Annotated in this window: 10 protein-coding genes and 1 tRNA gene; 2 read left to right on the top strand and 9 right to left on the bottom strand. The window is 72.8% G+C overall.

Translation table 11 applies throughout. From position 1 onward, the window contains the following. Positions 1-28: 28 nt before the first annotated feature. Complete coding sequence (locus JOE59_RS09470) at positions 29-967, top strand: siderophore-interacting protein (protein ID WP_204460071.1); 939 nt, start codon at positions 29-31, stop codon at positions 965-967. Here the strand turns inward: JOE59_RS09470 and JOE59_RS09465 are convergent. From JOE59_RS09465 to JOE59_RS09425, 9 genes are all read right to left on the bottom strand, one after another. Then, positions 930-1,373 carry a Fe-S oxidoreductase gene (locus tag JOE59_RS09465; protein ID WP_239560182.1) on the bottom strand — a complete coding sequence of 148 codons (444 nt, stop codon included), beginning with the start codon at positions 1,371-1,373 and terminating at the stop codon, positions 930-932. The genes JOE59_RS09470 and JOE59_RS09465 overlap by 38 nt on opposite strands. Next, entirely contained in the window at positions 1,370-2,890 is a 1,521-nt protein-coding gene (locus tag JOE59_RS09460) for a dihydrolipoyl dehydrogenase family protein (RefSeq protein ID WP_204460070.1), read from the bottom strand. The genes JOE59_RS09465 and JOE59_RS09460 overlap by 4 nt, the downstream gene beginning before the upstream one ends. Positions 2,891-2,971: 81 nt before the next feature. Next, positions 2,972-3,823, bottom strand: a complete 852-nt coding sequence (locus tag JOE59_RS09455; RefSeq protein WP_204460068.1) for an arginase family protein — start codon at positions 3,821-3,823, stop codon at positions 2,972-2,974. A 143-nt stretch (positions 3,824-3,966) separates the two neighbouring features. Further along, complete coding sequence (locus tag JOE59_RS09450; RefSeq protein ID WP_204460067.1) at positions 3,967-4,704, bottom strand: PspA/IM30 family protein; 738 nt, start codon at positions 4,702-4,704, stop codon at positions 3,967-3,969. 90 nt (positions 4,705-4,794) lie between these two features. Further along, entirely contained in the window at positions 4,795-6,801 is a 2,007-nt protein-coding gene (locus JOE59_RS09445) for a TPM domain-containing protein (RefSeq protein WP_204460066.1), read from the bottom strand. A gap of 89 nt (positions 6,802-6,890) precedes the next feature. Further along, positions 6,891-8,348 carry a coiled-coil domain-containing protein gene (locus JOE59_RS09440; protein WP_204460064.1) on the bottom strand — a complete coding sequence of 486 codons (1,458 nt, stop codon included), beginning with the start codon at positions 8,346-8,348 and terminating at the stop codon, positions 6,891-6,893. A 159-nt stretch (positions 8,349-8,507) separates the two neighbouring features. After that, positions 8,508-8,580: transfer RNA gene (locus JOE59_RS09435), tRNA-Arg, on the bottom strand. A 65-nt stretch (positions 8,581-8,645) separates the two neighbouring features. Then, positions 8,646-9,827, bottom strand: coding sequence for an ROK family transcriptional regulator (locus JOE59_RS09430; RefSeq protein WP_204460063.1), 1,182 nt, complete (start codon positions 9,825-9,827; stop codon positions 8,646-8,648). Between the two features lie 16 nt (positions 9,828-9,843). Further along, on the bottom strand, positions 9,844-10,464 hold the full coding sequence (locus JOE59_RS09425; protein ID WP_204460062.1) for an iron ABC transporter ATP-binding protein: 621 nt from the start codon (positions 10,462-10,464) through the stop codon (positions 9,844-9,846). 39 nt (positions 10,465-10,503) lie between these two features. Here JOE59_RS09425 and JOE59_RS09420 point away from each other — a divergent pair, with 39 nt between their 5' ends. Next, complete coding sequence (locus tag JOE59_RS09420) at positions 10,504-12,177, top strand: arginine--tRNA ligase (RefSeq protein ID WP_204460061.1); 1,674 nt, start codon at positions 10,504-10,506, stop codon at positions 12,175-12,177. Positions 12,178-12,200: the final 23 nt, after the last annotated feature.

Here is a 12,200-nt window from a genome sequence, read left to right as displayed (position 1 = left end):
CTTCGCCCTTCCGACAGGAGAAATTCGCATGGCCAAGCCCGGATACCGAGTGTTCGACACGAGTGTCGCCGAGATCCGGCGGATGTCGCCGCACTTCGTGCGCGTGACCTTCCGCTCCGACGACCTGCGGGAGTTCGGCTGGGACGGCCCCGACCAGCGCATCAAGGTCGTGCTCCCGCTCGCTGCGAGCGGGTTCGACGACGTCCCGTTCGAGGGGGACTGGTACGCCTCGTGGCGCGCGCTGCCCGACGACCGTCGCAACCCGATCCGCACCTACACGATCCGCTCGTCGCGCCCCGCGCTCGGGGAGCTCGACGTCGACTTCGTCGCCCACGGCGACAGCGGGCCGGCGTCGCGCTGGATCGCGGCGGCGGCAATCGGCGACCGCATGCTGATCATCGGCCCCGATGCGACGAGCGACGAGGAGTCGGGCGGGTGGGAGTGGAAGCCCGGCGCGGCGCGCACGCTACTCATCGCGGGTGACGAGACGGCGGTGCCCGCGGTCGGTGCGATCCTCGAGCAGCTGCCTGCGGATGCGCGGGGAGCGGTGTTCCTCGAGGTGCCCGAGGCGGGCGATGCGCTCGAGCTGCGCGCGCCCGCGGGGGTCGCCGTGCACTGGCTGTCGCGCGGCGACGCGGCGAGCGCGCAGGCGGGGCAGACCCAGTACGGCGCCCGACTCGTCGACGAGGTCACCGCTTGGGCCGACGCCTGGGTCGCGGCGGATCCCGCGGCCGCAGCGGTTCCGGCCGCCGCCCCCGCTGCGGCGCGCGAGCTGCCGGCGCTCGACGACGACGAGATCCTCTGGGAGGTGCCCGCCGCCACCGACGACGGCGGGCTCTACGCCTGGCTCGCCGGCGAGGCCTCGGCGATCACGACCCTGCGTCGCCACCTCGTGAAGGGCATCGGCGTCGATCGGCGCCGGGTCGCGTTCATGGGGTACTGGAAGCTCGGCCGCGCCGAGGGGTAGGCAGGTAGCCGCCCGCCTCGAGTCCCGCCTCGATCTCGAAGCGGTTCTTCAGCGGGTCGCGCCCGGCGAAGAGGTAGAGCAGCGGGAAGAGCATGCCGTACTTCAGCCACTGCTCCTTGTGCACCGCCTCGTGGCCGAGCACGCGCTCGCCGATGTTGCGGTTCGTGAGGTAGCAGCCGCCGACGCACGAGCCGCCCCTGCCGAAGGTCCATTTCGGCATGCCCGTGAAGACGAAGAGGCCGTGTCGGCGTTCGACCCTGCCGGTGCTCCAGATGAAGCCCCAGGTGAAGCCGACGGCGGTCGCCCACCAGTAGCCGAGGCGGCTGATGGGGGAGCCGGTCAGGCGGATGCGGAGCGTTCGGTCGCGCGGTCGCTCGGGCCGGTCGCCGGTCACGTCGTCGCTCATGCTGCGGCCTCGGCGCCGTCGGTGCGTGCGCCGGAGTCGTCGGCTCGGTCGGCAACGCCGGGCGCCGAGGCATCCGCCGCCCCCGGCCTGCCGAGCGCCTCGAGCAGCCGCAACCAGACCTCGCTCATGGTCGGGAACGCCGGCACGGCGTGCCAGAGCCGGTCGATCGGCACCTCGCCGACGATCGCGATGGTCGCCGATTGCAGGAGCTCGGCGACGTCCTGGCCGACGAAGGTCGCTCCCACGACCGTGTTGCGCTCGGCGTCGACGACGAGCCGTGCCTGCCCCTCGTAACCGTCGGCGAGGATGCCGGCACCGCTCACCGAGGAGAACGACACGTCGGCGATGCGCACCTCGCGCCCATCGCGCTCGGCCTCGGCGGCGGTGAGGCCGACCGAGACGGCCTCGGGCTCGGCGAACACGACCTGCGGCACGGCCGTGTGATCGGCCGTCGCGACGTGCGCACCCCACGGCGCCGTCTGGTCGGGCCTGCCGAGGGCGCGAGCGGCGACGAGGTCGCCCACGGCGCGCGCCTGGTACTTGCCCTGGTGCGTGAGCAGCGCGCGGTGGTTGAGGTCGCCCGCCGCGTAGAGCCAGGGCGCCGCGTCGTTGCCGGAGGCGCCCGTCGCGAGCATCGTGTCGTCGACCGCGACCCAGTCGCCGGGTTCGAGGCCGACCGTCTCGAGCCCGAGCCGTTCGGAGCGCGGCCGGCGCCCGGTGGCGACGAGCACCTCGTCGGCGGTGATCGTCTCGCCGCCGTCGAGGGTCACGACGACCTCGCCCGACTCGGTGCGCTCGACCCGCTCGATGGCCGCATCGAGGCGAACGGATGCCCCGAGCTCCCGGAGCCCCTTCGCCACGGCTTCGCCGGCGAACGGCTCCATGGTGCCGAGCAGGCCGCTGCGGGCGAGCACCGTGACCTCCGTGCCGAATCCGGCGAACGCGGTCGCCATCTCGACCCCGGTGACCCCTCCGCCGACGACCACGAGCCTCGCCGGCGGTTCGGTGACGCTCGTGGCCTCGCGGCTCGTCCATGGCGCGGCCTCGGCGAGGCCGTCGATCGGCGGCATGACGGGATCGGACCCGGTCGCGACGATCACCGCATGTCGAGCCCGGTACGCGACCGCTTCGCCGTCGGCGCGTTCGACGACCACGCGTCGCACGCCGTCGAGGCGGCCGTGCCCGCGTTCGAGGCCGACGCCGATGCTCTCGAGCCAGTCGGCGCCGCCCTGGTCGCTCCAATCGGAGACCCAGTAGTCGCGCCGGGCGAGCACCGCCTGCACGTCGAGTCGGCCGGTGACCGCCTGCTTCGCCCCGTCGACGCGTCGGGCGGCGCGGAGTGCGGCCGCGCTCCGCAGCAGCGTCTTCGAGGGGATGCACGCCCAGTACGAGCACTCACCGCCCACGAGCTCGCGTTCGACCAGCACGACCTCCAGTCCGGCGGCGCGCGCCCGATCGGCGGCGTTCTCTCCGACCGGACCACCGCCGATGACGATGACGTCGACTTCGCGTTCCATCCCGTTCCCCTCCGGTGCGCCGGCGCGTGCCGACGGCCCGATCCCCAGCCTAGGCAGAAGTGGGCGCCGGCGTGGAGGCGGTCAGCGGGGCGTGGCGCCGCCGGAGGTGAGCGCGCCGATGAGGCGCAGGATGGTCGGAAGGTCGTCGTCGGCCGACTGCGGCGACGACGGCGCGAAGCCGGCGATCGCGGCGCCGGCGAGCGGGAAGCGGGTGGCGACGGCGCGCACGAGCGCGACGAGCTCGGCGACGCCGATGCCGAACGGCATGGGATACGAGAGGCCGGCGAGCGTCGCGGGGTCGAGCACGTCGAGGTCGATGTGGATGAAGACCTGCGACGCGCCCGTCGCCTCGAGGGCGGCGATCACGAGCGACGGGTCCGAGAGGTCTTCGACGGTGAGCGTCGCCACGTCGTGCGCCTCGATGAATCGGCTCTCCTCGTCGTCGATGGCGCGGATGCCGCCGAGCACGAGTCGTTCGGGCGCGACGCGGGTCTCGGGGTCGAGGGCGAGCCCCTCAGCTCCTTCGCCCGTGATCGCGCGCAACGTCATGCCGCCGAACCCGCCCGACGGCGAGGTCTCGGGGGTGTTCAGGTCGGGATGCGCGTCGAGCCACAGCACCGCGAGGTCACCGGCCGCGCGCGCCGAGGCATGAGCGACCGAGGCGAGTGAGGCGCTGCAGTCGCCACCGATCGTGATCGCCCAGCCGGGCACATGCGAGAGTACTGCGGACGTGCGCTCGTGCACGCGCAGGATCGTGCTGTACCGCTGCACGCCGGTGCCGAGCGACTCGCCCGCCTCGATCGGCACCTCGACCACGACGGTCGAGGAGCTCGGGAGGTCGCCGCGGATGGCTTCGGCGCCGTCGGCGTGGCTCATGGCGCGAGATGAGACGGATCCCTGCCAGAGCGGGACCACCACGAACGTTGCGGGCATGTTCTCAAGTATCTCGTGTTCCACTGCGGGTCGAGCCTGTCGAGGCCCCGTGAGGTTTCGACAGGCACGACCCGCAGATCGGTCGAGCCTGTCGAGACCGCGTGAGGTTTCGACAGGCTCGACCTGCAGATCGGACGGGTCGATCAGCCGCCGATGGCGCCCTGGCCGGAACCGCCCGCCTTCAGCGCGGCGAGTCGGGCGTCGACCTCGGTGAGCTCGCCGAGGTCATCGAGCTCGTTGAACTGCGCGTCGAGGCTCGACGCGGCGAGCTCGGCCTGGCCGCGCACGACCGCCTCCTCTCGGCGGATCTTGTCTTCGAAGCGGCCGATGTCGCTCGTCGGGTCGAGGATGTCGATCGACTTGACGGCGTCGTGCACCTGCTTCTGCGCCTCGGCGGTCTTCGCACGGGCGACGAGCTCGGAGCGCTTGTTCTGCAGCTGGACGAGCTTCTCCTTCATGCCGTTCAGGCCCGACTTCAGCTTGTCGACGACCTCGGTCTGCGCGGCGATCTGCGGCTCGGCCGACTTGGCCTCGTTCTCGGAGGAGATCTGGCGGCTGAGAGCCACCTTCGCGAGGTTGTCGAACTTGTCGGCGCCCGATGCGTCGCCCGCGGCACGGAGCTCGTCGCCCTTGCGGCTGGCTGCGACGGCCTTCTCGCCCCACTCGCGTGCTGCTTCGACGTCTTCGCGGTGGTCGTCTTCGAGGAGGCGCAGGTTGCCGATCGTCTCGGCGATGGCGGCCTCGGCGTCGGCGATGGAGTTCGTGAAGTCGCGCACCATCTGGTCGAGCATCAGCTGCGGGTCTTCCGCCTGGTCGATGAGGCCGTTGATGTTGGCTCGCAGGAGCTGCGAGATCCGTCCGAAGATGGACTGCTTTGCCATGGTCGTTCCTTTCGTGGTGATCAGGGTTCGGTCGTGCCGGTTCGTGGTCGGTCGGAGGTCAGTCGGCGGCCGAGCGGTTCGTCGGGGGGCTCAGAATCGGCCCCCGCTCCCGCGCCGGGAGCGCGTCGCCGAGCCGCCGAAGCTGCCGGCGGAGCGGCCGCTGCTGCGCCCGCCGCCGAATCCTCCCGAGGAACGACCGCCGCCGTAGCCGCCACCGCCCCCGCCGCCGAGGACCGAGTTGATGAGGATGCCCCCGAGCACGGCGCCGAAGACGTCGCCTCCGCCGCTCGAAGAGCCTCCGGTGCTGCCGCCGTAGCCGCCCATGCCGCCGAAGCCCCCGACGTCGCGCTGCGCGAGCGACATCGCCTCGGCTGCGAGGCGTTCGGCCCGCTGTGCGGAGGCGAGCGCGGCAGTGGGGTCGGTCGTGGCGGCGCCCTGGGCCTCCACGAGCAGGCGCCCAGCCTCGGCCAGGCGCGTGCGAGACTCGGCGCCGATCGCTCCGCGACGCGCGACGAGGTAGTCCTCGGCGGCCTGCACCTGCGATCGCGCGGTCGTGAGCGATCGGGAGAGCTGGGCCTGCACGCGGGCGGCCTGCTCGGCGGCATCCCGCACGCTCTGGATCACGGCATCGATCTCGGCATCGACCTGTTCGAGCCTCGCCTGCAGCGCGATCGGGTCGCGGCCGGGCGCGCTGATCGCCGCTCTCAGGGCGGCCGACTCCGCGGCCACCCGATCGGCGACCGCCGCAGCTTCGGCGTGCTGCAGGCCGCGTGCGGTCGCGACATCGCGGTCGAGCTCGTCGACGCCGGCGGCGACGGCGGTGTCCGCTGCTGCGAGATCGGCGGCGAGCCGCTCGACGGCGGCCGTCAGCAGGGTCGTCTGGTCGACGGACTCCTCGGCGGCGCGGATGCCGACCGCGGCCTGGGCGGCGTCGCCCGCCGCGACATCCGTGCTCGCTGCCGCCAGCGCCTCGCGGGTGAAGCCGATGCGCGATCGCGCCTGCGTCAGGTTGTCGGCGACGGGCGCGGTGGCGGATGCCGCGTACTGCGTGCCGAGTGCGGCGAGGCGCTGCTCTGCCGGCGCGATGGTCGCCTCGGCCGCGGTCGCCTCCTCCTGCACCCGCGCGAGCTGGGTTGGGGCGTCGCGTTCGAGCGCCCGCAGCTCGTCGAACTGCTCGGCCTGCTCGTCGAGGAGGGTATCGGCCTCGCCCGTGAGCCGGATGATGCCGCCGTACCACTCGCGGCGCTCGTCATCGGCGTCGGGCGTGGCGTCGTCGAGCTGCTGCTGCAGGGTGAACGCCTCGGCGACCTTCGCCTTCGCGGCGTCGAGGGCGGTGCGGAACGACTCGGTTGCGGCCTCGCCGTAGGAGGCGACGGCGAAGCCGAGCTCCTCCTCGCTCGTCTTCACCGCGTCGTCGATCTGCACGAGGGCGCTGCCCGCCTGACGACGCAGCTCCTCGATCGAGGGGAGCGGCACCTGGCCGGCACCATCGGCACCGCTCGCTGCGCGCTTCCTCTTGCGTCGTGCGAGCACGATCGCGATGATCACGACGACGATCGCGGCGATCACGATGAACCAGACGAAGCCCCAGCCGCTGCCACCGCCCGCGCCGCCGCCGGCCGATCCGTCGGCGATCGCATTCGCGCCCGCGATCGCCGCGCCGGCCCAGTCCTCGGTGCGGAGGTTCGGCTCGATGACCTCGAGGCTGATGCGGTCGAGCTCCTCAGGGGAGATCGACGCGTCACTCGCTGCGGAGAGGTAGTAGGCGCGGCCGTCGACGGCCACGGCGAGCAGGTAGTCCTCACTGCCCATGTTGTTGGCGATCGCCGTCTCGTCGGCCCACTCGGCCGCCGAAGCGGGATTCGTGAACTCGTCGACGTAGGCGACGAAGAGCTGGCGCCCACTGCGGTCGGCAGCGTCATCGAGCGCGGCGACGACGTCGTCGGTCTCGCCGCCGAGCACGCCGGCCGTGTCGACGACGGGGGAGGACGTGAATGAGACGGGGTCTTCAGCCCATGCGAGCCCGGTCGCGCCGGTCCCGATCACCGCCCCTGCGACGATCGCGAGAGCCGCGGACCACTTGCGTACTGCGCGCATGCACCAGTGCCTTTCCCCCGTCCGAACGGACGAACCCGAGTCTATGGGGAGGCGCTGCGCCTCGTCCATGGTCTGGAGAGCGTGTGCGTTCAGTCGCCGCGAGCTGCGGCATCCCGCTCGTCGGCGCGCTCGAGGAGACCCGCCACGAGATCGGCGAAGAACCCGTCGCCGCCTGCCGCGCGATCGAAGAGGCGCCCGCCCGAAGCCGGGGTGCCTGCGGCATCGTCGCGGGCGATCGCCAACGACCGGCGCGCGAGGTGTGCCGCGGCATCGGCCCGCTCGCGGGCATCGCCGGGCGCGAGATCGGGGCGCGCCGCCGCCGAGAGCAGGTCGCGCGCTTCGGCGAGCAGTGCGAGTGCCTCGTCGCGGCGGATGCGGGCGGCGGCGTCAGCGGGTTCGGCTGCGAGGGCGTGCTCGGCCGTGCCGACGAGCATCCGGGCGGAGGCGAGCGAGCTCGATCGCTCGGCGAGCACGCGTTGCGACAGCGCACCGGCACTCGCGCCGGCGCGGATCTCGGCGTCGATCGCGGCATCCGCCCGCACGACCCTGCGGCCGAGCGAGACGGGGTCGCGGCCGGCCGCCGCGAGCGCCTCGCGGAGGGCCGCGGCCTCGATGGTGAAATCGTCGGCGACGGAACCCAGGCGAGCGCTGTCCATCGCGCGGGCGACCTCGATGTCGCGCTCGAGGGCGGCGATGGCGTCGGCGACGGCGAGGTCGCTCGCCGTGAGCGCAGCGAGGTCCGCCTCGGCGGCCGCGACCCGATCGGCCGCGTCGCGGAGCTCGGCGCGGGCCGAGGTGAGGTGCACTGCCGCAGCGGTGCCGGGCGCCGCAACGGCGGGGGAGGAGAGCCGTGCGCGGACATCGCCGAGGGCGGCGCGGGCGTCGTCGAGGGCCGTCGCCGCGGGGTCGAGGGCTTCGGCGGCGTAGCGGCCGGCCGCGTCGGCGAGTCGGGCGGTCGAGCCGGCCGCGTCGCGTTCGACTGCCGCGAGCTCGCCGAGGAGCGCGTCGCGTTCTTCGCCGGCGCGGGCGCCGAGTGCGCGCAACTGCTCGAGCGAGCGCGCGTCGCGGTCGAGGGCGGCGTCGACGGCGTCGGTCAGTCGGAGGATCCGCTCGTAGGCGGCGCGCCGTTCGGCGTCCGGGGCGCTCGTGAGGCCGGCGTCGCGCTGCACTGCGAACGCCTCGGCGAGCTGCTCACGCGCCTTCGCGTGCGCCGAACGGAGCACGGTGGCGACCTCGTCGCCGTCGAGCGCACCCGCGTAGTCGACCTCGGCGGCGGCGGCGGTGACGCGGTCGTCGGATGCCACGAGCGCGAGCCCGGCTCGGCGTTCGAGTTCATCGAGCTGCAAGCTCGGCGGCGCCTGGGCCGCACGCGCGGGGGACGGCGCGAGTTCACGGCGCTTCGCCCGCGCGTCGAGCAGGCGCAGCACGATCATGCCGACGACCAGGCCGCCGACGATCAGGAAGGGGAGGAGCCGATCGAAGCTCCACGGGTTCATCCAGCCGAGGGGCGATGCGATGAGCTGCAGAGCTCCGGTGCCGGCGTGCATGCGCGGGGCCTTCCTCGTCGAGCGGGTGCGACCAGCCGAGTCTACGGGCGTCGCGGGTGTCGAGCGGGCGGACGAGAAAAGCCCCGGCCATCGGCCGAGGCTTCTCGAATCGTGTGCTGGATCATCGGCGCAGATCGCCGACGCCACCACTTGCAAACGTGCCCCCGGAGGGATTCGAACCCCCGACCTACGGTACCGGAAACCGGCGCTCTATCCCCTGAGCTACGGAGGCGCACAGCTAGAGACATTACCACTTCGCGCGGCCGCGCCCGACCCGTCGGGCGGCGGTGAGGCGGCTCAGGAGAGGCTGAGGCGGGCGACCGTGCCGAGCAGGTCGTCGCGTACCTTCGCGGTGAGGAACGCGCGTGCGCCGTGCAGCACGGGGTCGTGGTCGATGCGCGTCGCGACGACCTCGGGGTACCACCGGCTGATGCTGCGGATGCCGCGTTCCACCGCTTCGGCGAGGGGCTGGCCGCCGACGATCGCCGTGGGGCCGGCGAGCACGAGCCGGCCGGGGTCGAGCGTCGCGAGGAGCGGCAGCGAGACGTGCGCGACGCGCTCTCCGATCTCCTCGATGATCGCCGCGCGCTCGGGGCTCGCGGCGATCGCGTCGAGCGCCGAGCGGTGATCGGTGCCGTCGAGTCCGTGGGCGGCCGCGATGCGGCGCACGGCCACGGCGCCGGCGAGGTCCTGACTCGTGACGGCGTGCTCGTCGAGCGCCTGGGCGGCGGCCGACAGCGGGAGGAAGCCGATCTCGCCGGCGCCGCCGAAGCTGCCGCGATGCAGGTCGCCGGCCACGTCGAACGATGCGCCGACGCCGTTGCCGAGCCAGAGCAGTGCGAACACGTCGCGGCCCTCGCCCGCGCCCGACTGGCGTTCGGCGATCGCAGCGAGGTTCACGTCGTTCTCGACGAAGACGGCGACGCCGAGCTCGGCCTCGAGGGTGCGTCGCAGGCCGCGGACCGGCCACCCGGGGAGGGTCTCGCTGAAGAGCGTGCCCTCCTCACCCGGGTCGACGTAGCCGGCCGTGCCGATGCAGACGGTGTGCACCACCGAGGGATCGGTGCCCGCGGCGGCGCTCGCGTCGCGGATCGCCGCAGCGACCTCGCGCACGGCGTCACGGTCGGCGGGGTCGCGGGAGAGCGGGGTGCGCACGATCGGCCGCTCGCCGCCGGCCGCGTCGACGACCGATGCGCGGAGTTCGTCGGCCTCGATCACGATCGCGACGCCGAGGGGACGATCGGTGCGGGCGGCGTAGAGCGTCGCACTGCGGCCCGGGTTGCCGGCCACCTGGCCGCGCTCCTCGATCACGCCCGCGGCGATCAGCCGGTTCATCATCATCGAGGCGGTGGGCTTGGACACTCCGACGAGTTCGCAGATGCGGTTGCGTGTGAGCGGTCCGTGGTCGAGCAGCGCCGAGAGCCCGACACGGTCGTTGACCGCCCCGAGCCACGAGGGCGTTCCCTGTGCTGATCTCATCGTCGCTGCGTGCGCGTCAGGCGGCGGGAAGGTTGGCGAGCACGTCGGCGACGAGCTTGCCGGCGTCGCCGGGTTCGAAGAGCGCCGCGGAACGGATCACGATCCAGTACGGGCCGCTGAAGATCTGCGCCTCTCCGCTGCCGTCGGCCTGGGTGAAGTAGCCCTCGAGCTCGGGCGGGGTCCCGTAGGTGGGCACGGGAGTGGAGTTCACGGCGGCATCGCTCTGGTGGGCGAGCAGCGCGGCCTCGGGGGGAGTGGCGACGCCGATCTCGATGACCTCGCCGCTCGTCTGGTTCAGCCAGCCGCACACGGTTCCCTCCTCGTCGACCACGGCGGCGAGGCGATCGCCCGTGGGGGTGAAGTCGGGAGCGCTGCCGAAGTTCGGGTTGAACGCGTAGACCTGATCGGGCGTCAGCAGCGCGTCGCAGTCGATCGCGAACGGCACCGGAGGCTCTGCGGTCTCGGTCGGCTCGGCCGGCGTCGTCTCGATCGGCGTCTCGCTGGCCTGCGGCGGGGCGGTCGTCGTGTCGGGGTCGGGCGCTTCGCCGGTGCATCCGCCCAGCAGCATCGCGGATGCCGCGACCACGAGTGCGATGGCGGCGGGACGGGTGCGGGACAGACGGGACGAGCGCAGCATGTGACGAACCTTATCAATGGCGGCGGGTAGGATTTGCGGGTGACTCCCGCCGATCTTTCGCACGCCCTGCACGCCCTCGTCCTCGCCATCGTCGAGCGACGTCGCGCTGCGGGCGACGAGGTCGCGTTCGACCTCACGGCGAACGACGTCGCGCTCGAGCGCCCGAAGAACCGCGAGCACGGCGATTGGGCCTCGAACATCGCGATGCGCGTCGCGAAGCCGCTCGGCGTGAACCCGCGCGAACTCGCGACCGAACTCGCGACCGGCCTCGCCGGCGTCGACGGCGTCGCGAGCGCCGAAGTGGCCGGCCCCGGCTTCATCAACATCCGACTCGACGCCGCGGCCGCCGGCGCGCTCGCCAAGTCCATCGTCGAGGCAGGGCCCTCCTACGGCACGAGCGACACCCTCGCGGGCAGCGTCATCAACCTCGAGTTCGTGTCGGCGAACCCCACCGGTCCGCTGCACATCGGCCACACCCGTTGGGCTGCGCTCGGCGACTCGATCAGCCGGGTGCTCCGTGCCGCGGGCGCCGAGGTCGCCAACGAGTACTACATCAACGACGCCGGCAACCAGATGGAGAACTTCGGTGCGTCGGTGCTCGCAGCGGCGAAGGGCGAGCCCACCCCCGAGGGCGGCTACCCGGGCGCCTACATCGGCGAGCTCGCCCGTCAGGTGCTCGAGCGCGAGCCGAAGCTCCTCGACCTCGACGACGCCGTGGCCCTGCACACCGCGACCGAGATCGCCTACGAGCTGCAGCTCGCCGAGATCCGCGCCTCGCTCGCCCGGTTCAACGTGCACTTCGACGTGTGGACGAGCGAACGCCGCCTGCACGCGAAGGGCGACGACGGCCTCTCCGACATCGACACGGCCGTCGAGCGGCTGCGGGCCCAGGGCCACGTCTTCGACCTCGACGACGCCGTGTGGGTGCGCACGACCGACTTCGGCGACGACAAGGACCGGGTCATCCGTCGCGGCAACGGCGTCTACACCTACTTCGCAGCCGACGCCGCGTACTACCTCGACAAGGGCGACCGCGGGTTCGGCCACAAGATCTACCTGCTCGGCGCCGACCACCACGGTTACGTGCACCGTCTGAAGGCCCTCGCCGGCGCCGCAGGCGACGACCCCGAGCGCGACGTCGAGGTGCTCATCGGCCAGCTCGTGTCGATCAACGGCGCGAAGCTCTCCAAGCGCGCCGGCAACATCATCGAGCTCGACGACCTGCAGGCCTGGCTCGGCACCGACGCGCTGCGCTACACGCTCGGCCGGTACCCCGCGGATTCGCCGCTCACGATCGACCCCGAGATCCTGCAGCGCCGCACGAACGACAACCCCGTCTTCTACGTGCAGTACGCCCACGCCCGCACGTGCGCGGTCGACCGCAACGCGGCATCCGTCGGCCTCGACCGCGCGTCGTTCGCGCCCGAGCTCCTGACCCACGAAACCGAGTCGGCGCTCCTCGGCGCGCTGCAGGAGTTCCCGCGAATCGTCGCCCAGTCGGCCGAGCTGCGCGAACCGCATCGCGTTGCGCGCTACATCGAGGAGCTCGCCGGGCTCTACCATCGCTGGTACGACAACTGCCGGGTGCTCCCGCTCGGCGAGGAGCCGATCGGCGAGCTGCACCGCACGAGGCTCTGGCTGAACGACGCGACGGGGCAGGTCATCCGCAACGGTCTCGAGCTGCTCGGCGTGTCGGCACCCGAACGCATGTGACCCACCACCCCGATCCGGAGGCC

This window comes from Agromyces cerinus (genome assembly GCF_016907835.1).
Taxonomy (GTDB): Bacteria; Actinomycetota; Actinomycetes; order Actinomycetales; family Microbacteriaceae; genus Agromyces; species Agromyces nitratus.
The sequence above is the reverse complement of the archived record's forward strand: the minus strand, read 5'-3'. Positions and strand labels throughout refer to the sequence as shown.